Below are 23,499 nucleotides of genomic sequence, written 5' to 3'. Positions count from 1 at the left end.
CGGGCCTCAGCCTCTGCGGCCGGTCGCGGAGGCGAAGCCCAGCCAGGTGTGCCGGTTGTTCCACCAGCACCAGCCGACCTTGGGGGCGTTGCGGCGTTCGCGGCCGTCCCGGCCGGTGCCGTTGCTGATCCAGAGGGCCGGGGTGCGGGCGTCCAGAGTGCCGTTGGGCTTGCGCAGCCGGGAGCCGATGGTCATGAAGCAGCGGTTGCGCTCCAGTGCCTCGGGTTGCTGGAGCACCCAGTGGATGCCCTCCGTGAGCACCAGCGGGGTGCGGTCCTCCTTGGTGAGGGCGGGCAGGGCCTCGTCCGGGGACCAGTTGGCCAGGTGGTCGCCGCGGTCGATGCCGGTGACGAGGTAGAGCGGGGCGTCGGGCAGGTCGAGGGCGCTGGGCTCGAACTCGTCGACGTCGGGCATGTCGACGACGACGAAGCCCGGCTTACCGTCGCGGCGGAGCAGCGGCGTGAGGGCGGAGGCGGGGGCCCGGTCCGGATGTACGGCCAGCAGCGCGCCGTCGCCATCGGCCCCGGCTTCCGCGGCGAACGTGCGGATCTCTTCGGCGGACAGCCCGCCGATCTCGTGCACCCCCAGCTCGATCAGCCGCTCGGCCTGCGCGCTCAGGGCCGGGAGTGCGGGGAGGACGGTGGACGGGTCGGATGTGGTGTCGGGCACGATGCTCCTCGGGTCGACGCCAGGGCGAACTCGGACGCGGGCGAATACGGGCGGGGGCGAACTCGGACGCGGCCGAGCACCGGCGGGGCGAACTCGGACGCGGGCGAACTCATGGGCAACGAGCCGGTCCGTCGGGACGTTCCCGCTCCGCCGCTTCCGTTCTCCCCGCGCCTGTCCCCCTGCCTGCCTGCGCCCGGGTGTGTTCACGTCCCTACGGCTGTGCCTGTCCCCTCGCCGGACAGGCCATGGAGCTGCCACTCGCGGGGCGTCGTCCCGTAGGCCGCGCGGAAGGCCCGGCTGAAGTGGCTGGGGCTCGTGAAGCCCCAGCGCCTGGCGACGGCCGCGACCCCCTGCCCCAGGGCCGGGGAGCACAGGAGATCGCGGCGGCACCGCTCCAGCCGCTGCGTCCGGATCCACTCCCCCACCGTCACGCCCTCCGACTGGAACAGCTTGTGCAAATAGCGGACCGACATGAAGTTCGCCGCGGCGATCCCGGGCGGTGCCAGGCCGGGATCGGCGAGGTGGCGCGCGATGTGGTCCTTGACGCGCACGAGGGTGGCGGCGGCGTTCTCCGGGGCCCTGGGGACGAAGCGGCCGCTCCGCTCGTTGATCAGCAGCGCCAGCAGGTCGAGCGCCGTGGCGGCGAACTGACGGCCGGCGAAGGCGTCGAGATGCGCCGCTTCGCGTGCCAGACGCGCGAAGTAGGTCCCCACCAGGGCGGCGCTGCCCTCCCGGGCGGAGAACGCCGTGGCGGTCAGCGCCCGCAGGTCCTCGTCACGCACCCGGAGATCCTCGCGGGGGAAGTGGAAGGAGGTGAAGCAGAACGCGTTGTGCACCTTCTTCCGGAACATCCGGGAGGAGTCGGAGAGGGAGAAGTCGCCCGGCCCGATGCGGGCCTCCCGCCCGTCCTGCTCCTTGAGGGCGCTGCCCCGCCGCTGCAGGGTGAGGATGAGGAACTCCTTGCCGTCCTGGGCGATCAGCCGCCTGCTGCGGGTCACGACCTGCGGGCCCGCCTGCACCTGCGAGACCCCTAAGGAACCCAGCCGGTGGCTGACGATGCTGCCGGGCGACGGATCGTCCTCGAGGAGTCGCACGTCGAGCGGGATGAAGGTCCGGGACACCGCGTGGTGCCAGCGCTCCCCCCGTTCGGCCGCCGGCAGTGACGCGGTGGACAGGACGACGGACACCTGGATTCCCCCCTGGAGATCATCGAAGGCCGGCGGGCGGGATCCGCTGCCGACCTTGACGATGTCACCACGCCGCCCCGGGGCGGTCCAGGAAGAATCGGAGGAAGAATCCGGTCACTTGGCCAGGAAGGCGAGCAGGGCCGAGTTGACCTCCTCCGCATGGGTCCAGAGCAGACCGTGCGGTGCGCCCTCGATCTCCACGTAGTCCGCGGCCGGAAGGGCCTTGTGGAACGGGCGCGCGGTCCCCTCCACGGGCAGGATGCGGTCGCCCGTGCCGTGCAGGATCAGGGCCGGCACGTCGATCGCCGGGATGTCGGCGCGGAAATCGGTGTACCAGGTCGCGGGCGCGGCGGACGCGGCGAAGAAGCCGCCGCCCGCGGCGACGTCCCAGCTGTGCCGGACGGCCTCCTCGCTGATCCGCGTGCCGAGGTTCTCGTCGAGGTTGTAGAAGTCCTTGTAGAAGTCCGTGTAGTAGGCGTAGCGGTCGGCCTTCACCGCGGCGACGACCCCGTCGAAGAACTCCTTCGGAGCGACGCCGTCGGGGTTGTCGTCGGACTTGAGCAGGCAGGGCTCCAGGGAGGCGAGGAAGGCGACCTTGGCGACCCGGTCCGTACCGTAACGGGACACGTACCGGGCAACCTCGCCGGTGCCCATCGAGAAGCCGACCAGGACGGCGTCCCGCAGGTCGAGGGTCTCCATCACGGTGTTCAGGTCGGCGGCGAAGGTGTCGTAGTCGTAGCCGGTGGTCGGCTGGGAGGACTGGCCGAAACCGCGCCGGTCGTAGGTGATCACGCGGTGGCCGGCGTCGAGCAGGACGGCGCTCTGCCGCTCCCAGGAGTGCCCGTCGAGCGGGAAACCGTGGATGAGGACGACCGGCTGCCCGGAACCGTGGTCCTCGTAGTACAGGTCGATGGCGGTGGAGTTCTCCTGGCCCACGGTGATGTACGGCATGTGCTGCTTCCTCGTTTCCGAGCGGCTGGTGCAAGGGACACGGCCACGCTAGGCCGCGCGCGGACGCCCCGATTGCCTTGCAGCGCACCGGTGGTTGACCTGGCGCGCACACGCGGGCCGTGAACCATTTCCGGGTGCCCCTGTGCACCCGGCGTGACACCATCGGCGCCATGGAAGGGTTGATGACACCTGATCAGATGTCCGTGCGTACGTCCCGTGCCCTCGCCGCCGCCGTCGGTGCGGGGAGAGATCTGGGGCTCGACGTGGGCGACGCGAGGGTGATCTACGACGTGTTCTCCGTCGTGGTGCACCTGGCTCCGTCACCGGTGGTGGTCAGGGTGCCGACCGTCCTGCCGTCGTACGCCGACGCCGACTCCCAGGCCGCGCGGCAGCGGCAGGAGTTGGACGTGGTGGGGTGGCTCGCGGATCAGGGGCACCCGGTGATCCCGCCGAGTCCGCTCGTGCCGCGGGAGCCCGTGCGGCGCGACGGGTTCTCGATGACGTTCTGGCAGTTCGTCGAGCTGGACCAGAGCTCCGAGCCCGACTACGTGCACCACGCCGGGCTGGTCGCCGACCTGCACGCCGCGCTGCGCTCCTACCCCGGCGAACTGCCGTTTCTCACGGCGGCCGAACCGCGGTTCGTCACCGACGGCCTTGCCGCACTGGAAGGGCGTCCCGATCTTCTGGAGCCGGCCGATCTCGACCGGGCCCGGCGCGAGTGGGAGGTGCTGGAGCCGGTGGTCGCCTCACGCGCGGGGTTCGAGGCGGTGTTCCCCGGGATCGAGTTCCAGCCGGTCCACGGTGACGCCCCGGCCGCCAACATCGTCTCCGGCCCGGACGGCGTGCTGTACTCCGACTTCGAACTGACCACCCTCGGACCGGTCGAGTGGGACCTGTCGGCCTTCGGCCCCGAGTGCGAGGCCGCGTACGACGCCGCCGCCGGGCGCCTCGGTCTGCGGCAGCTGGACAAGGATGTCCTGCGGGTCGTCAACGCCGTGGGCATGTCCCGCGCGGTGGCCTGTCTCGCGCTGGCGCCCCAGTTGCCTCTGCTGGTCGACGCGCTGGGGCCGGCCGTCGAGCAGTGGCGGTCCATGCCGTTCGCCGGAGGGCTGGGCGGCTGAGGTCGGCGGCCCGCGGGGGTCCCCTCATCCGGGCAGCGGGCGGTCGTCGACGACGTGCTTCATGACGAGGGTGGAGTTGAGGCGCTGTACGCCCGGGAGCCGGGCGAGCTGCTGGTCGTAGAGCTGCTGGAAGGCGGTCAGGTCGGTGGCGGCGACGCGCAGGAGGTAGTCGGGGTCGCCGAACAGGCGCTGGGCCTGGAGCACGTGCGGGACGGCGGCCACCGCCTCTTCGAACGCGGAGACCGTGTCGGCGTCCTCCAGGCGCATGGTGACGAAGACGAGGGCTTCGAAGTTCAGGCCCACGGCGGCCGGGTCCACCACCGCGCGGTAGCCGCGGATCGCACCGTCGCGTTCGAGATCACGCAGCCTGCGGTGGCAGGGCGAGACGCTCAGTTGCACGCGCGCCGCCAGCTCGGTGACCGTGAGACGGCCGTCCAGCTGCAGCTCGGTAAGAATTTTTCGATCCATGGCATCCATGGAGAAGATTCTGCCCCAGATCATGCGATCAAGGAGAAAAGAAGGGAACACTTTCGGGCAGATCCGGCCTAGCCTTCCTCTCGCACCACAGCACGTGAGAGGGAACGATCGATGGACACGACCACGCTGGCGGCCTTTCTGGCAGTGGATCTCCTGCTGGTATTCACCCCCGGCGCGGACTGGGCCTATGCGATCACTGCCGGTCTGCGGGACCGGTCGGTCGTGCCGGCCGTCGCCGGGCTGGTCGCCGGATACGCGGGGTACACGCTGCTCGCCGTGGCGGGACTGGTGGTGATCGTGGCGAGCTCGGGGACGCTGCTCACCGCGCTGACCGTGGCCGGGGCCGGCTATCTGGTGTGGCTCGGCTGGGGGGTGCTGCGGCAGCCGGCGGCCCTGACGGCCGGCGCGGAGGAACCGGGTGCCGAGGGGTCCTCCCGTGCGCGGGTCCTGCTCAGGGGGATAGGGATCAGCGGACTGAACCCCAAGGCCCTGCTGCTCTATTTCTCCCTGTTCCCGCAGTTCATCGACCCCGCGGGCGCCTGGCCGGTCGCGGGCCAGACCGGCCTGCTCGGCTCGCTGCACATGACCGCCTGCGCCGTCGTCTACCTCAGCGTCGGAGTCCTCGCCCGCACGGTCCTGAGGACCAGGCCCTCCGCGGCCCGGGCGGTGACCCGGATGTCCGGCGCGATGATGATCGCCATCGGCGGGTTCCTGCTGGTGGAACGCCTGGCCGGCTGAGGGCCCGGGCGGCCCCCCTGCCGGGGCGCGGAAGAGGCAGCAGGCCGACCAGGTGCTTGCGGTCGGTGCGCGCGGTGTCGGCGCGGGAGGAACGTACGCGCTGGTCACAGTGGTGCCTGACGGCAGACGAGCCTCAGCGAGCCGGTAGCGGGACAATCGGGTGCAGGGACCGAGAAGGCAGGTACATCCGGAGGCACCGTGCAGGGACGCGTACCGGAGGACTTGGCGGTCGTCGTCGACGCCGGCGGGGTGATCATGGTGTGGAGCGACGGTGCCCGCCGCCTGCTCGGACACGAACCCGCCGAACTCGTGGGCAGGCCCGTCACCGACCTGCTCACCACCGGCCTTCCGGAGTCCACGCGGCGGCACGTGGCCGAGGGCCGGCCGTGGTCCGGCGAGGTGTCTCTGCGGCACCGGGACGGTGACCGGGTCGTGGTCCGGCTGCGGGGGACGCCCTTGCGGGACGCGGCGGGCCGGCGGCTCTGGCTCGTGACCGGCACCGTACCGGCGTATCCGCGGGCCGCGCACGGGTCCCTGACCCTGTGGGACCTCACGCTCGCCCAGCTCCCCGTGCCGGTGGCGGTCTACGACCGGGATGCCCGGCTGGTCGGCGCCAACGACATCATGACGGAGGTGATGGGCAGGTCCGAGGAGGAGATGAGGGGCCTGACCCTGTGGGAGATCGAACCGAACCCGCCCTTCGACACCTATGACCGCCTTCAGCGGGAGGTCCTGCGCACCGGCGAGATGATCTTCCACGAGGAGCACGGCAAGGCCCCGGGCGAGATCCGGCCGCACGCCTGGTCCATGTTCCTCTCGCCGCTCAAGGACGAGACCGGCACGGTCCAGGGCATGTCGGCCACCGTGTTCGACACGTCGGAGCAGTCCTGGGCCCGACGGCGGCTGGCGGTGATCAACGAGGCGAGTCTGCGGATCGGGAGCACCCTGGACGTGACCCGGACGGCCGAGGAGATGGCTGAGGTGGCCGTCACCGCGGGATTCGCGGACTTCGTCACCGTGGATCTGCTGGAATCCGTGGCCCGGGGTGACGAGCCGGGACCGCTGCCGCCGAACACGCCGGTCGTGCTGAGGCGCAGCGCGCAGCGGTCGGTACTGGAAGGCTGCCCCGAGTCGGTGGTCGCGCCGGGCGGCGCGATCCACTACCCGGTGGGGACGCTTCCACTGCGGACCCTGGCCGCCGAGCGGGGCGCCCGGCACCGGCCGGGGGATCCGGATCTCCTGGAATGGCTCGAGTCCTCCCCCGCCCGCGCCGAGACCGTGTCCAGGTATCTGATCCACTCGGTGATGATGGTGCCGCTGCGCGCCCGGGGCGTGACCCTGGGCATGGTGCACTTCCTGCGCCACCGGACCCCCGACGCGTTCAGCGAGGACGACCTGCTGCTCGCGGAGGACATCGTCGCCCGGGCCGCGGTGAGCGTGGACAACGCCCGTCGCTACACGCGGGAACGCCGCACGGCGCTGGCGCTCCAGCGCAGTCTGCTGCCCGAGCGGCTTCCGGACCTGGCGGCGATGGACATCGCCTACCGCTATCTGCCGACCGGGTCCGGTGCGGACATCGGAGGTGACTGGTTCGACGTGATCCCGCTGTCCGGCACCCGCGTGGCCCTGGTGGTGGGCGACGTGGTCGGCCACGGCATCCACGCGTCGGCCACGATGGGCCGCCTGCGGACGGCGGTACGCACGCTCGCCGATGTCGATCTCGCCCCCGACGAGCTGCTCACCCAGCTGGACGACCTCGTCATCCGGCTCGACCGGGAGGAGGGCCCGGAGGTGCGCGGGGCGGAGGAGACGCCGGGGCAGGTCGGCGCCACCTGCCTGTACGCCGTGTACGACCCGGTGTCCCGCCGCTGCACCATGGCCCGCGCCGGTCATCCGCCGCCCGCGCTGGTCACGCCCGACGGCGGCGTGCGGTTCCTGGACCTGCCGGCCGGGCCGCCGCTGGGCCTGGGCGGCCTGCCGTTCGAGGCCTCCGAGATCCAGCTGGAGGAGAACAGCCTGCTCGCCCTCTACACCGACGGCCTGCTCGAGGCGCCCGGGCACGACATCGAGGTCGGTACCGCCCTGCTGCGCCAGGCACTGAGCGGCTCCGCGGGCGCGCTGGAGGAAACCTGCGAGCAGGTGCTGCGCACGCTGCTGACCGGCCGGCCCGACGACGACGTCGTGCTGATGCTGGCGCGGACGACCGTGCTCGACGCCGGGAAGGTCCGCACCTGGCAGCTGCCACCGGACCCCGCGGCCGTGGCCCGGGCGCGCAAGATGGCGGGCGAGCAGCTGGCCGAATGGGGGCTGACGGAGGCTGAGTTCGCCACCGAACTGATCGTCAGTGAGCTGGTCACCAACGCGCTGCGGTACGGCGGCGCCCCCATCGAGCTGCGGCTGATCCGCGACGCGACCCTCATCTGCGAGGTGTCCGACGGCAGCAGCACCGCGCCCCATCTGCGCCGGGCCCGGGTCTTCGACGAGGGCGGGCGCGGGCTGCTGCTCGTCGCCCAGCTCGCGGAGCGGTGGGGCAGCCGCCAGACGGCCACGGGCAAGACCATCTGGGCGGAACAGCCCCTGCCCGCCGGGGTGTGAGCCGGGCTACCGCGTGTCGACGATGCCGCCGGTCACCGCGATGACCTCGCCGACGGTGTAGCTGGAGTCGGCGTCGGAGGCGAGGTAGACGTACGTCGGCGCGATCTCCTCGGGCTGGGCCGCGCGTTCCAGCGGGGCCTCGCTGCCGATGCGGGCGAGCCCGTCCGGCGGCATGTGCGGATCCGCTTCGTTGAGGGGTGTCCAGGTCGGCCCCGAGTTCCGCCACCGTCCGTTCGACGGCCGCACGGCAGAACTCCGGGTCGGTGAGGTCGCCGGGCAGCAGCAGACAGCGCCTGCCCTGCTCCTCCACCTCACCGCGCACGCGCTCGGCGTCCACCTGCTCCTCGGGCAGGTGCACGACGGCGACGTCGGCGCCCTCGCGCGCGTACAGGAGGGCGACGGCCCTGCCGATGCCGGAGTCACCGCCGGTGATCAGCGCGGTCTCCCCTCCAGCTTCCCGCTGGCCCGGTAACGGCTCGCCCGGTAGCGCGGCTCGGTGCGCATGTCGGCCTCGAGGCCGGGCCGCGCCTGCTTGTCGGAGTCGTAGAGCGGGTCCGGCTCGGACACGACCTGGGGTGCGGACTTTTCCTGCTCGGGCTGCACATCTTCCCCTTTGCCGGTGTCGTCCACGGCGCGGCTCGGCTCACCGGCCACGTCGTCATTGCCCGCCCCGCGTTCCCACCACTGCGGCAGGCATGTCCCTTCTCGTCCAAAACGGGCGCGGTGCCCGGAGCGGAATGCCGGGAGGCACCAGGGGTACTCCGACGATCTTGCAAGCCGGCCTTCGGGCCGTACGCCGTCGGAAGGAGAGCCGTGTCTGACGAGACGGTGAAGAACGTCTTCGTGATCGGGCTCGACGAAGCCAACCTGCCCACGCTTCAGCAGGTCCCGGGAGCTGACCAGCTGCGTTTTCACCAGCTGCTGACGATCGAGGAGCTCCAGGTCGGCGAGGTGGACCTGCCGGCACTGCTCGACAAGGCTTGCGGCGTGCTCGACGCGTTCGAGGGCAGCATCGACGCGATCGTCGGCTACTGGGACTTCCCGGTCAGCACTCTCGTCCCGATGCTGAGCGAACGCTACGACACCCGCAGCACCAGCCTGGAGTCCGTGGTCAAGTGCGAGCACAAGTACTGGAGCCGGCTGGAGCAGCAGAAGGCCACCGACCGGCACCCGCGCTTCGGCCAGGTCGACCTGTCGGCCGAGCCGCCGCGCCCGCCGGAGGACGTGACCTTCCCGATGTGGCTCAAGCCCGCCCTCTCGTACTCCTCCGAGCTCGCCTTCGGAGTGGATGACGAGGAGGAGTTCCGCAAGGCGGTCGCCGAGATCCGCGGGGGCATCTCTCGCATCGGCCGTCCCTTCGAGCACATCCTCGAACGCATCGACCTGCCGCCGGAGATGCACGGTGTGGGCGGCCGGGTCTGTCTCGCCGAGGAGGCGATGTCCGGCGTCCAGGTCGCCGTCGAGGGCTACGTCCACCAGGGCGAGGTGACGGTCTACGGGGTCCTGGACTCCATCCAGTACCCGGACTCCTCCTGCTTCCTGCGCCACCAGTACCCCTCGATGCTGCCGCCTCCGGTCATCGCGCAGCTGCACGACGTGAGCGAGCGCGTGATGCGGCAGATCGGGATGGACTCGGCCACCTTCAGCATCGAGTACTTCTACGACCCGCGGACCCAGGAGATCAACCTGCTGGAGATCAACCCGCGGCACTCCCAGTCGCACGCGGAGCTGTTCCAGTACGTCGACGGCGTGCCCAACCACCACTGCATGGTCCGTCTCGCCCTCGGCGAGGACCCGCACATGCCGCACCGCGAGGGCTCGTACGCGATGGCGGCGAAGTGGTACCACCGCTGGTTCACCGACGGTGTGGTGCGCCGGGTGCCGGGCCCCGAGGAGATCGCCCGCATCGAGCGGGAGACCCCGGGCGTGCGCATCGAGGTGATCCCCGGCCAGGGCGACAGGCTCTCGGAGCTGCCCGGGCAGGACAGCTACAGCTACGAGCTGGCGCACATCTACACCGGCGGGGCCGACGAGGCGGAACTGCGGGAGAAGTTCGACCACTGCGTGGCCGCCCTGGGCCTGGCCTTCGAGGACGCCCCGGCCGAGACCGACGCCGCGCGAAAGTGAGGAGCACGTCACTTCCATGCGTTACGTGAGCAACCTGCCGTACGAGACGAAGGAAGAAGAGCACGTCACGATCCCGATGTCCGACGGGGTCCGGCTCTCCGCGCACATCTGGCGCCCCACCTCCTCCGACCAGGAGCCGGTGCCGGCGGTGCTGGAGTACATCCCGTACCGCAAGCGCGACCTGACGGCCGTACGGGACTCGATCCACCACCCCTACCTCGCCGGGCACGGCTACGCCTGTGTCCGCGTCGACCTGCGCGGCACCGGTGACTCGGAGGGTGTGCTGCGCGACGAGTACCTGGAACGGGAGCAGGCGGACGCCGAGGAGGTCCTGGCCTGGCTGGCCGAGCAGCCCTGGTGCGACGGCGGCACGGGCATGATGGGCATCTCCTGGGGGGCGTTCGCGGCGCTGCAGGTGGCGGCCCGCCGGCCGCCGAGCCTGAAGGCCATCGCCATCGCGTCCTTCACGGACGACCGGCACTCCGACGACATGCACTACATGGGCGGCGCCCTGCTGTCGGACAACCTGGCCGAGGCGGGCACCATGTTCGCCTACGGCACCTGCCCGCCCGACCCGGCCGTGGTCGGCGACCGCTGGCGCGAGATGTGGCACGAGCGGCTGGAGAACACCGAGCCCTGGGTGCTGGAGTGGCTGCGGCACCAGCGCCGCGACGACTACTGGCGGCACGCCTCGGTGTGCGAGGACTACACGAGCGTGCAATGTCCGGTCCTGGCCTCCAGCGGCTGGGCGGACGGCTACTCCAACGCCGTGACCCGGCTGCTCGGGAACCTGGACGTGCCCCGCAAGGGGCTGATCGGCCCCTGGTCGCACAAGTTCCCCCACCTCGGAGAGCCCGGCCCCGCGATCGGCTACCTCCAGGAGCTCGTGCGGTGGTGGGACCACTGGCTCAAGGGCGTCGACAACGGCGTCATGGACGGGCCGATGCTCCAGGCGTGGATGCAGGACAGCGTGCCGCCCTCCACCTCGTACGAGGAGCGGCCGGGCCGCTGGGTGGGCGAGCCGCACTGGCCGTCCCCGCACATCCGGCCCGTCACGCACCCGCTCAGCCGGCACACGATCGGGCCCGCGCGGGACGCGACCGCGCAGGAGTCCGAGGGCGGTGCGGCGATGACCGTGCGCTCGCCGCTGTCCGTCGGCCAGTTCGCGGGCAAGTGGGCCTCCTACAACGCGCCCCCGGACCTGCCCTACGACCAGCGCGAAGAGGACGGCGGCTCGCTCGTCTTCGACACCGAACCGCTGACCGAGCCGGTGGAGATCCTCGGCTCGCCGAGCGTGGAGCTCGACCTGTCGGTCAGCGAGCCGGTCGCCATGGTGGCCGCGCGGCTGTCCGACGTGAGCCCCGACGGCGCGGCGACGCGCGTCTCGTACGGCATCCTGAACCTGACCCGCCGTGACAGCACGGAGGATCCTGAGCCGTTGGAGCCGGGGCGGCGCTACCGGGCCACCATCCCGCTGAACGGTGTGGCGCAGGCGTTCCCGCCCGGCCACCGCATCCGGCTGTCCCTGTCGACGTCCTACTGGCCGCTGGCCTGGCCGGCACCGAAGCCGGCCCTGCTCAGCGTCCACGAGCACTCCAGCACGCTCACCCTGCCGGTGCGGCCGGTGGAGGAGCCCGACGAGGTGCCGTCGTCGCCCTTCGGCGAACCCGAGGGCACTCCCCCGCTCGCCATGACCCAGGTGACGCCCCCGGAGGAACGCTGGGACGTCAAGCGGGATCTGATCGACTACCGCTCCGAGCTGGACATCGTGAAGGACCGGGGCACGGTCCGCTTCGAGGACATCGGCCTGGAGTCCGGCCGCCGCGCCCACGAGCGCTACACGGCGGTCGCCGACGACTTCACCTCGGTCGGCGGCGAGACCACGTGGACCATGCGCTTCGGTCGGGACGACTGGGACGTACGCGTGGTCACCCACACCCGGCTCACGTGCGACGAGACGGACTTCTTCGTCGACGCGACCCTCGACGCGTACGAGTCCGACCGCCGGGTCTTCTCCCGCACCTGGAACGAGACGGTCCCCCGCGACCTGCTGTAGTCGGCGTCACCGCAGCAGGGCGGCGCACCAGCGGAAGTGCCCGTCGTGCGGGCCCATGCCGAAGAGGTCGTACGTGATGAGGGCGTATGCCTTCCGGTAGAGGATCAGGTCCTCTTCGGCATGGCCCAGTTCCCGGGCGAAGAGACGGGTCAGCTCGGCGGTGTGACGGTCGGCGTCGGGTCCGTACATGTCCCAGACGGCGGCCGTGACCGCGGCCTCGAAGGCGGGATCGCCGGCGGTGGTGCAGAACCCGAAGTCGAGGACTGCGACCGGGCGCCCGGCCTCGTCCATGTGGATGTTGGGCGGCACCAGGTCGCCGTGGACGACGCTGTCGGCCCGGTCGGGCAGCGCCCGCAGCGCGGCGGCCGTGCGGGACACGACGTCCGCAAGTCGGGGCACCTGCGCGGCGAGGGCGTCGCGGTTCCGGCCGGCGGCCCGTTCCACGAGGGCGGCGAGCGCGTCGGGAAAGCGGGAGTGGCCCTGCCACAGCGGCCGGTCGTCTCCCTGGATCACCAGGCGCCGCATGGCCTCGCTGCCCGGGACCGAGGCCAGGGCGCGCAAGACGGTGAGCAGGGCGTCGGTCTCCCGGCGGGGGAGGTCACGGGCGGCCGGCCCGCCGCCGTCCTGGTCCGAGCGCAACGGGCGCCCGCCGAGCTCGCGTTCATAGCTGACGAGCACTCCGTCGTGCTCCTCGACGTCGAGGATCTCCGGAGTGCCGAAGGGCAGGGGATGCGCGGCGATGTCGGCGTAGAGCCGTCGGGTGAGGCCGAAGTTCTCGGGAGGGCGCCCGTCCCACACCTTCGCCACGAGCCCGTCGCGGAGCAGGTAGACGGTCCCCTCCATGCCGGCGGCGAGCCGCCGGGCACGGGGATACCCACGTCGGGCGAAGTACCGGACCCAGCGGTCGGACTGGTGCGTGTCGGTGTCGGTCACGTCCGGCATTCAACCAGCGCCCCCGGTCGGGTCCCCGCGCCGGTCGGCAGGCCATCCCTGCCGCTCCCTCCTCATGGCCCCTGCCCGTACGGCGGCGGATACTGGAGGACTCGCGATACGGACCGGTTCCCGACCCACCGTCGCCGCAAGGAGGACCACATGACCGTGCGCACAGGACGTGTCGAACTCACCCCCGCCGCCGAGGAGCTGCTGCGGCGTCTGACCGGGACGCACGGGCCGGTGATGTTCCACCAGTCCGGCGGCTGCTGCGACGGCAGCGCCCCGATGTGCTACCCGCGGGGCGAGTTCCGGGTGGGTGCCTCGGACGTCCTGCTGGGATACGTGGCCGGGGACACGCCGTTCTGGATGAGCGCGGACCAGTTCAGGTACTGGTCGCACACCCATCTCACCGTGGACGTGGTTCCCGGCCGCGGCAGCGGCTTCTCGCTGGAGGCCCCGGAGGGCGTCCGCTTCCTGCTCCGCTCCCGCCTCCTCACCGACGAGGAGCTGCGCCGCCTCGCCTCGGAACCGCCCCTGCCGAACGGGGCGGACCACACCGCGTAGGCCGTTTTCGTGCGGACCGCCCGCCCGCGTCCGCGACCCGATCTCCGGGGCAGCGCCTAGGGTGGTCCCATGTACACGTCCCGGGTCTCCGGCCACGTCGACGCTCCTCGTGCCGCCGTCTACCGGGCGCTGGTGAGCGCGGAGGCGATCGCACGCTGGCGGGTGCCGGCCGGCATGAGCGGCGAGGTGCACGAGTTCGACGCCCGCGAGGGCGGCAGGTTCCGTGTCTCGCTCACCTACGAAGCACCGGACGCGTCCGGGAAGTCGGCCGGGCGCACCGACATCTACCACGGACACTTCGCGCGGCTGGTGCCGGACGAGCAGGTGGTGGAGGTGCTGGAGTTCGAGACCGCCGACCCGGAGCTGGGCGGCGCCATGACGCTGACGACCACGCTCACCGATGCGGAGGGCGGCGGCACGGATGTCCTGATGGTGCACGAGGGCATCCCCGACGCCGTGCCCGCCGCCGACAACGAGACGGGCACACGCATGGCCCTGGCGAACCTGGCACGGCTCGTGGAGGGCGACGGCTCCCTCTGAAACGGCATTTCTCCTCCGGATGTGTGTATATGGAAAAGATACGAGGACTGCCCGAGAAGCCGGAGTGAGGGACGAAGACCGCCTGTCGCAAGACGTGCTTCGGAAGTGATTCACCCAGCGCTGCCCCGTGCACCCGTGCGCCCCCCTGGAGAAAGGGTTCGCCAAGTCGGCGGCCACTGGGACTGGGCAGGACATGGGGCAAGCGCCGCATCGGTGAAACGTCACCGTTTTCCCAGGTCGACTGAAGCAGGTGGTATTCCATGAACAGCTGCGTTCCCGAAACGGAACAGGCATGGACGGTTGGTACTGCTCCAGGCATATTCCCATCCATCGGCCACGGTATCGCCTTGTTCCGTCGGCCGCTGGATTTTCTGAATTCTCTTCCCGGGCAGGGCGATCTGGTCGAGATACGCCTCGGGCCCCAGCGGGCGTGGATGGTGTGTCACCCGGAACTGGTCCACCGGATGCTCCGGGACACCCGCACGTTCGACAAGGGCGGCCCGCAGTACGAGAGGCTCCGGGCACTGATGGGTGACGGCGTCGTCACCTGCCCGCATGCCGAGCACCGGCGTCAGCGCCGACTGCTGCAACCCACCTTCCGCCCCGCCGGTGTCGCCGCGCAGACGGATGTGATGGCCGAGGAGGCCGCGTCGCTGTGCCGGGACTGGCGCAGCGGGCAGCGGGTCGATGTCAGTGCCGCCACGCTGGGTCTGACGACCCGGCTGATCAGCAGGCTGCTGCTGTCCGACTCGCTCGGTCCTGCCGCGGCCGACGAGGTGCGGCACTGCCTCGCCGCCATCGTCCGAGGCCTGTTCGTACGCACGGTCGTACCGGTCGACGCCCTGTTCCGTCTCCCCACACCCGCCAACCGCCGTTACCGGCGGGCGGTCGAGCGGGTGCGCGAACTCATCGACACGGCCATCGACGAGCGCCGCCGGGGCACTCCCCGTGACGATCTGCTGGGGCTCCTGCTGAACGCCGCGGCGGACGCGGACGGCGGTCCTTCGGTCACCGACCGGGAGGTCCACGACCAGTTGGTGTCCCTCCTGCTCACCGGTTCCGAGAGCCCTTCGATGTGTCTGGCCTCCACCTTCAGTCTCCTGGGCCGGCACCCGGAGGTCGAGCGGCGGCTGCACGCCGAGGTCGACACCGTCCTCGCCGGCCGGTTACCGGACGTCGACGATCTGCCGCGGCTGGTCTACACCCGGGCCGTCCTCACCGAGTCGCTGCGCCACTCCCCGCCCGGCTGGCTCTTCACCCGGGTCACCACCCGGGATACGGAGTTCGCAGGACGCCGGCTGCCGCGGGGGACCACGGTCCTGTACAGCCCCTATCTCCTGCATCACGATCCCGCGTCGTTCCCCGAGCCCGACCGGTTCCTGCCCGAGCGCTGGCTGGAGGGCGAGGCCGCCGCCCGCCCGCGCGGGGCGCTGATCCCGTTCGCGGCCGGCAACCGCAAGTGCATCGGTGACCTGTTCTCCATGGCCGAGATGACGGTGGCCCTGGCGACCATCGCCGGTCGCTGGCGGCTACGGCATCCGGCCGGGCGCGTCGCATCACCGCGCCCCGGGGCGACGCTGGGGCCGAGGTCCCTGACGATGATCTGCGCATCACGGGCGGACGCACCGGGCGGCAGCGCGCCGCACGGCCTCGCCCTCGCGCCCGGAACCGTGACGGCGGCATCCGGGGCGGAGAGCACACGGAGGGACGGTGACAACGGTGTCCACCACGCATGAGGAAAGGGCGGCCGTCGCGCAGGACGTGCTTCCCGCGTCCACTCTGGTGGAGCTGATCGACGCTCACCTCTACATGCCCTTCCCGTTCCGGCGCAGTCCGCACGAGGCGGCGGTCACGGCGGGTGTCGACGAGTGGCTGCGCGCGACCGGGCTGAGCGGCGAACCGGGCGTCTCGGCCATGATCTCCCACACCCGCCCGGCCGAACTCGCGTCCTACAACAGCCCGGACGCGGATCCCGGCATCCTGCAGCTCGTCGCCCACCAGATCGCCTACCAGTTCGTCTTCGACGACCGGGCCGAGGAGGTCGGCCGGCACCGGCCCGGCCGGTTGCTGCCCATGCTGGGCGAGAGCATCGCGATCCTGCGGGACGGCGCACCGCCCAGCACTCCGCTCGGAGTGGCCCTGTCCGACCTCTACCGCCAGATCCGCGCACGGTGCACACCCGCACAGGCCGCCCGGTGGGCGTGGAAGAGCCGCGAGTACGTGCACGGGCTGCTGTACGAGGCGGTGGCCCAGGCTCATCCCTCCCCCCTGCGGTCCGGGCTGTGCACCTCGATACGGTCCCTCACCGCGGGCGTCGAGCCCTTCCACCCGCTGTGCGAGGCCGCGCAGCCGTGCGAGCTGACCTCCGAGGAACTCCATCACCCGGTCATGCGGCAGCTGAGCCGGCTGTCGGCCGACGCCGCGGTGTGGATCCCCGACCTCTTCTCCGCGGTCAAGGAGCAGCGGTCCGGCGAAATGATCAACCTTGCGCTCGCCTACCAGCGGGCCCACCAGTGCCCTCTGCCGGTGGCCGTCACCCTGGCCATCCAGCAGATCAACCGCACGATCCGGGAGTTCGAGAGCCTCTACGCCGAGATCGAACCGGAGTTGAGCCCTTCGGGCGTCGGCTACGTGGAAGGCATGGCCGGCTGGATCCGTGGCTGCTACTACTGGTCCCGCACCGTGCCGCGCTACGCGGACGCGGCGACTTCGGGCCTGCGGTGAGAGGGCGCGTCGTCAGGGTGCGTGCCGGGCGCCCATTCGGGCCACGGTACCCGCCCGGCCCGCATTTCACGCGGCGATAGCAGGTCATTCACCCTTCTTTGTCGTGCTCGTTCCGGATTCCGGAACGGTGCCCATCGGGAGGCGTACGCTCGCGCTGCCTCCCGATGGCCGACGACAGGAAGCGGTACGGCACATGGCGAACGAGCTGCGGCAACCCACGCCCGAGACACGGCCGTTGCTCGAGCGCCGCAAGGAGCTCCGGGCCCTGGACTCGGCGTTGACAGGCCTGCGGGACACCGTCGACGGCGTGCCTCAAGCACCGCGCGGTGGGCTCCTCGCCTTCACCGGCCCGGCCGGGATGGGCAAGACCGCGCTGTTGACCGAGGCCCGGGCCCGTGCCCGGGCGCAGGGGTTCACCGTGCTGTCGGGCAGGGGCGGCGAGAAGGAGCAGGAGCTGGCGTTCCACCTGGTGCGCCAGGTCGTCCAGCCCGCGCTGGCGTCGATGGACGAAGGGGAGCTCCGTACCTTCTTGGGCGGCTGGTACGACATCGTCGCCGCCGCTCTCGGTCTGGTCGCCACGCCGAGCGGCCATGTCCCGGACCCGACCGGGGTCCGGGACGGTCTCGACTGGGTGATGACGCGCCTGGCGGTGACGAAGACGCCCGTCGTCCTGCTCCTGGACGATCTGCACTGGGCCGACGTCGAGTCCCTGACCTGGCTGGCCTCGTTCGCGCCGCGGGCCGTGGACCTGTCGCTGCTGATCGTGGTCGCCTTCCGGCCCGACGAACTGCCGCTCGAGGCGGCGGCCTTCAGCTCCCCGTCCGCCGACCTGGGGAACCGTCCCTTCACCCTGGCGCCGCTCAGTGCCACGGCCGTGGCCCGGATCGTGCGGGACGAGGTCGGCGAGGAGGCCGAGGACGCGTTCTGCGAGGAATGCTGGGAGGTCACCGGAGGAAGCCCGTTCGAGGCGGTGGAACTCTCCATCAGGCTCGGCGAGCGCAATCTGAGGGGCACGAGCGAGGACCTGCCCACGATGCGCGACCTGGCCGCCGCGGTGAAGGGACCCGGCCTGATCGAGCAACTTCAGGGGTTGGGCACCACCACCGTCCGCTTCGCCTACGCCGCGGCCGTCCTCGGGCGGGCCATCTCACCGGAACTGGCCGCCCGTATCGCGGCGATCGGCAGCACGGCGGCGGCCGAGGCGACGGAGAAGCTGCGCGCCGCCCGTGTGCTGGCCGACGGCGAGGTGCGCGGAGAGACCCTGGAATTCCTTCACCCGCTGATTGCCACCACGATCTACCGGTCCATCGGGCCGAGTCTGCGGGAGGGCCTGCACAACTCGGCGGCGGAGGCCGTCCGGGCGGCCGGGCTCGGCCACGCCGCAGCGGCCCGCCACCTGCTGGAGGTTCCCTGCGAAGGCAGCGCCGAGGCCGTGGCCTGTCTGCGGGAGGCCGCCCGTGAAGCACTGCACTCCGGCGCCCCGGAGGCGGCCCGGCGACTGCTCAACCGGGCCCTGCAGGAACCACCGCTGCCGGAGGAGCGCGCCGGGCTGCTGCACGAACTCGCCTGCGCGACCTTCCTCATCAAGCCGACGGCGACCGTGACGCATCTGCGGGAGGCGCTCGCGGACCCGGGCATCGACCCCGAGCTGCGTGCCTCGATGGTGTACCGGCTGACCCAGGCTCTGGCCCACACCGACCGGATGGCGGAGGCCGCGACGGTGGCCGCGGACGAGGCGCACCGGGCCGCCGCCCATCCTCGGATCCGGTTGCGGATGCAGGCCGACCACTTCGTGTGGAGCGCGTTCCGTACCGACGAGCCGGACTCGTCCGCCCGTTCGCGGAAGCTGGCCCGGCTCGCCGACCGCCTGCCCGGGCGCGCTCTGGAGGAGCGCTACATCATCGGGTCGCGCGCCTGGGACGCGATGATGTGCGGCGAACCCCGCCAGAAGGCCCTCGCGTACGCCGAGAAGGCCCTGCGTGGCGGGCTGAGCTGGACCCATGAGAACCATGGCTTCGAGGTGCCCGTCTCGGTCGCGCTGGTGTTCATGTACTGCGACCAGCCGCGGCGTGCCGAGGAACTGTTCGCGAAGGGCATGGCCGAGTGCCAGTCGAAGGGCTGGCGCGGTTCCCATCTGGCCCTGGGCCAGACGCTCTCCGGGTACATCCGCTACCGCCGGGGCAGTCTGGCCGAGGCCGAGAACCTGGTGCGGGAGGGCCTGCGCATCGCCGACCGGGTGGAAGGCGCGGTGCCCGCTCAGTATTTCGCCGTCGGCATCCTGATCCAGACGCTCCTGGCCCGCGGCCGCGTCGTGGCGGCACGCCGGCTCGCCGACACGTACCGCTACGGCGACGTCATCCCGAACGCCGTCATCTACCCCGACCCGCGCACCGTCTACGCCGAGCTGCTCCTGGCGGAGGGCCGGGCCGACGAGGCCGCTCCCCTGCTGACCCGCGTCGGCGAATGGCTGGAGGGCCGGGAGTGGCGCAACCCCGCGTGGTGCCCCTGGCAGCTGGGACTGGCCTCGGCCCTGTCGCGCAGTGCTCCCGACCGGGCGGTGCGCCACGCCCGGGACGCGGTGAAGCGGGCCCGGGACTTCGGCGCGGCATCCGCGATCGGCCAGGCGCTCCACGCACAGGCGGAGGTGACGGGAGGCGAGGCGGGGCTCGACCTGCACGCGCAGGCCGTCGACCATCTGCAACAGTCGCCCGCCGCGTACGAACTGGCCCGTGCCCTGGTCGGCCACGGTGCCGCGCTGGCCCGCGACGGCCGTCTGCACCACGCCGCCGACCGGCTCTACCAAGGCCTGGAGGGCGCGGTGCACTGTGGTGCCGAAGGCCTCGCCGCCCGGGCCAGGAGGGAACTGTCCGCAGCCGGACTGCGGCCGCTGCCCCTGCGCTACGCACAGACGGACACGCTCACCGCGCGGGAACGCAAGGCCGCCGAGATGACGGTGGGGGGCCACGCCTCGGCGGTCGTGGCCAAGGAACTGCACCTCACCGAGGAGGGCGTGCGGCAGCTGCTCTCGTCCGTCTACCGCAAGATCGGCACGGACGCGACGGGCCTGGCCGCGGCGCTGGAGACGTTCCCCAGGCCGCGGCCGTGACAGGTGTCCGTCCCGGGCACGCCGTCGAGCAACGCCCGGACGGCTCCGCACCGCACCGGTGCCCGTTTCACCGCGGCCGCGCATTGTGCTGCGCCCGATGCCCCATCGACTCCCAGAACGCCCGCAACTGCGCGGTGCTCGTACGGCGCTGCCAGGACGCCTTGGGGTGCAGGCCCGAGCGGGAGGGGGACAGGAGGGTGGCCTGGGCGCGGCAGAAGGCCTCGCCGAGTTCGACGCGCTGGCCGTCGAGGCCCTTGGGCGGGTAGGGGCACAGTTCGAAGGCGCAGTCGTCGCGGCAGTTGGAGCCCGCCTGGGAGGACGCCGTGCGGACGGTGGTACGGCCGGGGTCGAGCGGGCTGCGGTCCAGGGTGAGGCAGGGCGGCAGGTCGGGGCGGGCGGTGTGCTGCAGGCGGCGGATGCGGTCGGTGGGCCAGTCGCCGCGCTCGGCCAGGTTGAGCAGCAGCAGCACGTCGGCGAGCAGCTGCTGCGCGCTCGGGTGGAGGGCGCTCCAGCCGGTGGAGGGCGGGATCCAGAGGTTGTGCTTGCGGGCCTCGCCCCGGGCCGTCTGGGAGCCGACGTGCGCGGCGACGCCCGACTCGTCGACCCACAGGAACCGTTCGGGCTGCCGGGTCTCGAGCGCCCACACGCACAGCTTCCCGGCCGCCGTCACGAAGGGGTGCTCCGGTTCGCCGTCCGGCCGGGCCAGCCATTGACGGACCTGCTGGGCGGGGTCGGAACCGTGGCCGCTCGCCGGGCGGGGGGCCGTGGCGCCGTCGGGCAGGTCCCAGAGGGTCAGCGCGTGCAGCAGTGTGAGGCGGGTGAACCAGAAGCGGGTGCGCTTGAGCATGTCCCAGGCCTGCTCGCTGAGGTACTCGCGGGCTTCGGACCGGGCGTGCGGATGACGGTGCCGCCGGTTCGCCGCGTACTTGAAGCCCTGCGCGAGTGCCACCTCCACGTTGAGGTCGAGTCCGGCGCGCGCGTTGGGGCTGTCCTCGGGAATGCCGACGCGGCGCACCCAGCTCTCCAGGAAGGCGTACGGCGTGTCCTGGTGCCGGTGGGTGGTGACCGAGCCGACGAGCAGCGGGACCAGCCAGGCGCACAGGGTGTTGTCCCGCCACTGCCGTTCCTCGGCCTCGCGGTCCTCACGCTCCCGCCGGCGTTCCTGACGCCGCTGCTGCTCACGTTCCTTCAGTTCCCGCTTCATACGGGCGACCTGGCCCTCGCCGTGCCGGCGGCGTCGGCTCTCGCGCTCGCCGACGACCTCGGGCTGCTGGCCGCCCCAGATCTCCTCCGTCCAGTCGGACTCCCGCTCCACCCGTCCGCTCTCCACCACCTGCGGTCCCCGCAGTCTGGGCTGGAGCGCCTCGAAGGCGAGGTCGCCGCCCGCGCCGATCTCCTGCGCGATGGCGAGACGGACGGCGTACGAGGGCTCCAGGCGCGCGATCTCGAACAGTTCCAGGTAGGCGGGCCGGAGGGTCTGACGCTGGGCGACTCCGCGCATGGCCTCGCCGAACCGGGTCACGAGCAGGGCCTTGGCGGTTTGCAGGGTGTGCGGGTCGCGGGCCCGCAGGTCCGGCCAGGAGGTGCACAGCCGCATGGCGATCAGGTGCTGCTCCGGCTCGGCGTCGACGCTGTCGATCTCCAGGGCGGCCGCATAGAGCTCCAGGGCCTTGCTGTGCAGGGTGCGGCCGAAGAGGGGACGCACCTCCTGCCGGTCGCCGTCGCCGGGGCCGGAGTTGCGGGCCGTCTGAGCCTGGCAGGCGGCCTCCATCAGCAGGTCACGGGCAGCGCTCACCGGGCACCAGCACGTCCCGTCCGGACCCGCCGCGCCCGGCTCCTCGTGGACGCACGCGCCGTCGGGCAGCCGGGAGTGCAGCACCATGGCGATGAGCAGCTCCCGGCCCGGTCTTTGCAGGGCCGCCGGGAAGAACGAGCCCTCCCGGGGTTCTGCCGGGACGTCGGGGTGGATCACCGCGTTCAGGAAACGGGCCCCCAGCTGGGCCTGGATCACACTGTGCTGGAAACGGACGCGGTCGCCGCCCAGCTCGACCAGCTCCATCCGGGCTCCCCAGTGGGCGGCGAGCCTGAGGTCGATGCCACTGTCGCCGACCCTGCGGGCCAGTTCACGGACGATCTCGGGGAAGCGGGAGCGGCCCGGGTCCTGCTCGTCGACCACGTCGGCGAACCGCACCTCGGAGGTGTCGAGGGCGAGTCCCACGCACGCGAGCGCGGACAGGTAGTGGACGGTCGAGCGGCGCTCCTCCGGGGAAAGCGGCAGGTGCGGCCGGAAGCGGCCATTGATGAGGGCGCTGAGCCAGGTTTCGAACAGATGGAACCGCAGGGATGCCCGGTCGCCGCCCCGGGTCTCCACCGCCTCCTCCTCCGTCGGGACGCTGAGGGCGCGCTCCAGCAGCCCCTGCTCGTGCAGTTCGGCGGCGATCTCCAGGTAGGTCGGGGCCTCGGCGATGCCCGCCCGCTCGACGATCCAGTCCAGCCGCTGCCGGTCCTCCCCGGCGCCCCCGGACGAGATGTAGGTGAGGGCGGCCTCCTCGCTCAGCGGCTCCAGTTCGGTCAGCGAGGCCTCCATGCCGCGCAGGGAATCGTGCGGCCGGGAGGTGATGATCAGCGGCAGGCCCTCCTCGTTGGCACGGCGGATGGCCAGCCGGATGATGGTGTCGCGCTCCTCCGTCAGGTCGCCGCCGGTGAGCGCCTCCTCCAGACCGTCGGCGAGCACCACGATCCGCCCCTGCTGGCTCAGCCGCCGCCACACCTTCTCCGCTTCCGCGCCGGAGCGGATGGTGCCCTGCACCTCCCGGCAGAAGCGCTCGAAGGCCAGCTCGCGGAAGTCCAGCTTCGTGTCGGCGGCGCGCAGCCGCAGCGGCACGGGCACCGCCCCGCGTTCGGCGAGCCGCTGGGTCAGCAGCACGACCAGCGCCGTCTTGCCGGTGCCGATGCCGCCGACGACGACGTGCGTACGGCGGAAGCGGCGGTCGCGCAGGTCCTCCATGAGGACGGAGCAGAGCTGGTCGCGGCCGACGACCCGCCCGAAGATGCCGCCCGCGGTCTCCACGAGCTCGTGCGGGTCCTCCAGTGCCTTGCGCACGTAGGCCCGGCGCACATACCTGAAACGGAAGAACAGATAGGTGACGGTCGCCAGGGCGAGGGTGAGGAACGGCATGAAGAGCGACTGCAGGACGGTGCAGCTGAAACCGTCCGCCTTGCACTGCTGGTCGATCCATCGGACGGGGGATTCGAAGCCTTTCTCCTGCGGCAGGGTGATGAGGGCCGTGATGGCCAGGAACAGCAGGAGCAGTGCCCCGAGAAACGTCAGCACCAGCAGGGCCACGTACCCGCCGTTCTTGCGGACCCGCCAGGTCCTGGTGCGGTCGTAGCCCTGCCGCATCAGCCGGCGCCGGTGCAGGGCACCGCGGACCCCGAGCCCGTCGCGCAGCACCCGCCCGAGCCGCCGGTGCGGTGCTCCTCCTCCTTCGCTCACCCTGTGAGGCTTCCGCCGTGCGGGACGGTTCGGGCACGGGCGGCCTCGGATTCACCCGACGGAAGCGCCGCGGGCACCCGCCACCCGGCCGTATGGCGCCAGTGCCGCGCGAGCGGCAGCCGGGTGCTTCCGCCTCGACTCCCCTCAACGGCCGCGTGCTTGACGCTGAACCGTTTCACTGCTTCCCTCGAACGGCCGCCTATGGGAGCGCTCCC

At 71.8% G+C, this 23,499-nt stretch carries 18 protein-coding genes and 1 pseudogene; 10 read left to right on the top strand and 9 right to left on the bottom strand.

All coding sequences use genetic code 11. The features are described from left to right. Window positions 1–6 precede the first annotated feature (6 nt). From ABT116_RS06165 to ABT116_RS06155, 3 genes are all read right to left on the bottom strand, one after another. Complete coding sequence (locus ABT116_RS06165; protein ID WP_351628524.1) at window positions 7–669, bottom strand: DUF5701 family protein; 663 nt, start codon at window positions 667–669, stop codon at window positions 7–9. Window positions 670–872: 203 nt separating this feature from the next. After that, window positions 873–1,856 carry a helix-turn-helix domain-containing protein gene (locus tag ABT116_RS06160; RefSeq protein ID WP_351628521.1) on the bottom strand — a complete coding sequence of 328 codons (984 nt, stop codon included), beginning with the start codon at window positions 1,854–1,856 and terminating at the stop codon, window positions 873–875. 114 nt (window positions 1,857–1,970) lie between these two features. Next, window positions 1,971–2,807, bottom strand: coding sequence for an alpha/beta fold hydrolase (locus ABT116_RS06155; RefSeq protein WP_351628518.1), 837 nt, complete (start codon window positions 2,805–2,807; stop codon window positions 1,971–1,973). 182 nt (window positions 2,808–2,989) lie between these two features. On the opposite strand from ABT116_RS06155, the gene ABT116_RS06150 reads away from it, so the two are divergent. Then, window positions 2,990–3,928, top strand: a complete 939-nt coding sequence (locus tag ABT116_RS06150) for an aminoglycoside phosphotransferase family protein (RefSeq protein WP_351628515.1) — start codon at window positions 2,990–2,992, stop codon at window positions 3,926–3,928. 24 nt (window positions 3,929–3,952) lie between these two features. On the opposite strand, the gene ABT116_RS06145 is transcribed toward ABT116_RS06150, so the two are convergent. Further along, a complete protein-coding gene (locus ABT116_RS06145; protein WP_053674366.1) occupies window positions 3,953–4,405 on the bottom strand; it encodes an Lrp/AsnC family transcriptional regulator in 453 nt (150 codons plus the stop codon). Window positions 4,406–4,516: 111 nt separating this feature from the next. Here ABT116_RS06145 and ABT116_RS06140 point away from each other — a divergent pair, with 111 nt between their 5' ends. Both ABT116_RS06140 and ABT116_RS06135 read left to right on the top strand, forming a co-directional pair. Beyond that, window positions 4,517–5,143, top strand: a complete 627-nt coding sequence (locus tag ABT116_RS06140) for a LysE family translocator (RefSeq protein ID WP_351628513.1) — start codon at window positions 4,517–4,519, stop codon at window positions 5,141–5,143. A gap of 198 nt (window positions 5,144–5,341) precedes the next feature. Continuing rightward, on the top strand, window positions 5,342–7,738 hold the full coding sequence (locus ABT116_RS06135; RefSeq protein ID WP_351628511.1) for a SpoIIE family protein phosphatase: 2,397 nt from the start codon (window positions 5,342–5,344) through the stop codon (window positions 7,736–7,738). A 6-nt stretch (window positions 7,739–7,744) separates the two neighbouring features. Here the strand turns inward: ABT116_RS06135 and ABT116_RS06130 are convergent, their stop codons facing one another. The 3 genes and pseudogenes from ABT116_RS06130 to ABT116_RS06120 all read right to left on the bottom strand — a co-directional run bounded on the left by ABT116_RS06130 (window position 7,745) and on the right by ABT116_RS06120 (window position 8,341). Then, on the bottom strand, window positions 7,745–7,912 hold the full coding sequence (locus ABT116_RS06130; protein WP_351628508.1) for an SDR family oxidoreductase: 168 nt from the start codon (window positions 7,910–7,912) through the stop codon (window positions 7,745–7,747). Window positions 7,913–8,009: 97 nt separating this feature from the next. Beyond that, window positions 8,010–8,129, bottom strand: a pseudogene (locus tag ABT116_RS06125) (NAD(P)-dependent oxidoreductase); the annotation flags it as partial. A 41-nt stretch (window positions 8,130–8,170) separates the two neighbouring features. Beyond that, complete coding sequence (locus ABT116_RS06120) at window positions 8,171–8,341, bottom strand: hypothetical protein (RefSeq protein WP_351628506.1); 171 nt, start codon at window positions 8,339–8,341, stop codon at window positions 8,171–8,173. Window positions 8,342–8,551: 210 nt separating this feature from the next. Here ABT116_RS06120 and ABT116_RS06115 point away from each other — a divergent pair, with 210 nt between their 5' ends. Both ABT116_RS06115 and ABT116_RS06110 read left to right on the top strand, forming a co-directional pair. Then, the gene (locus ABT116_RS06115; RefSeq protein WP_351628503.1) at window positions 8,552–9,865 is read left to right on the top strand and encodes an ATP-grasp domain-containing protein; all 1,314 of its coding nucleotides are present in this window, start codon (window positions 8,552–8,554) and stop codon (window positions 9,863–9,865) included. A 16-nt stretch (window positions 9,866–9,881) separates the two neighbouring features. Next, a complete protein-coding gene (locus ABT116_RS06110) occupies window positions 9,882–11,921 on the top strand; it encodes a CocE/NonD family hydrolase (RefSeq protein ID WP_351628501.1) in 2,040 nt (679 codons plus the stop codon). Between the two features lie 6 nt (window positions 11,922–11,927). On the opposite strand, the gene ABT116_RS06105 is transcribed toward ABT116_RS06110, so the two are convergent. Then, the gene (locus tag ABT116_RS06105; protein ID WP_351628498.1) at window positions 11,928–12,863 is read right to left on the bottom strand and encodes a phosphotransferase family protein; all 936 of its coding nucleotides are present in this window, start codon (window positions 12,861–12,863) and stop codon (window positions 11,928–11,930) included. 150 nt (window positions 12,864–13,013) lie between these two features. Between ABT116_RS06105 and ABT116_RS06100 the strand changes: the two genes are divergently transcribed. The 5 genes from ABT116_RS06100 to ABT116_RS06080 all read left to right on the top strand — a co-directional run bounded on the left by ABT116_RS06100 (window position 13,014) and on the right by ABT116_RS06080 (window position 19,788). Continuing rightward, window positions 13,014–13,418: a DUF779 domain-containing protein gene (locus ABT116_RS06100; RefSeq protein WP_351628495.1), complete on the top strand. Its 405-nt coding sequence runs from the start codon at window positions 13,014–13,016 to the stop codon at window positions 13,416–13,418. 69 nt (window positions 13,419–13,487) lie between these two features. Beyond that, on the top strand, window positions 13,488–13,958 hold the full coding sequence (locus tag ABT116_RS06095; RefSeq protein ID WP_351628492.1) for an SRPBCC domain-containing protein: 471 nt from the start codon (window positions 13,488–13,490) through the stop codon (window positions 13,956–13,958). Between the two features lie 347 nt (window positions 13,959–14,305). Beyond that, on the top strand, window positions 14,306–15,694 hold the full coding sequence (locus ABT116_RS06090; protein WP_351628479.1) for a cytochrome P450: 1,389 nt from the start codon (window positions 14,306–14,308) through the stop codon (window positions 15,692–15,694). Next, entirely contained in the window at window positions 15,678–16,682 is a 1,005-nt protein-coding gene (locus tag ABT116_RS06085) for a (-)-alpha-amorphene synthase (protein WP_351628475.1), read from the top strand. The genes ABT116_RS06090 and ABT116_RS06085 overlap by 17 nt, the downstream gene beginning before the upstream one ends. Before the next feature lie 193 nt (window positions 16,683–16,875). Next, the gene (locus tag ABT116_RS06080) at window positions 16,876–19,788 is read left to right on the top strand and encodes an ATP-binding protein (protein ID WP_351628473.1); all 2,913 of its coding nucleotides are present in this window, start codon (window positions 16,876–16,878) and stop codon (window positions 19,786–19,788) included. Window positions 19,789–19,855: 67 nt separating this feature from the next. Here ABT116_RS06080 and ABT116_RS06075 read toward each other — a convergent pair whose 3' ends face one another. After that, complete coding sequence (locus ABT116_RS06075) at window positions 19,856–23,284, bottom strand: NACHT domain-containing protein (protein WP_351628471.1); 3,429 nt, start codon at window positions 23,282–23,284, stop codon at window positions 19,856–19,858. Window positions 23,285–23,499: the final 215 nt, after the last annotated feature.

The sequence above is a fragment of the Streptomyces sp. NPDC002130 genome, from assembly GCF_040296465.1.
Classification (GTDB): Bacteria; Actinomycetota; Actinomycetes; order Streptomycetales; family Streptomycetaceae; genus Streptomyces.
This window is presented reverse-complemented; position numbering and strand designations above follow the sequence as displayed.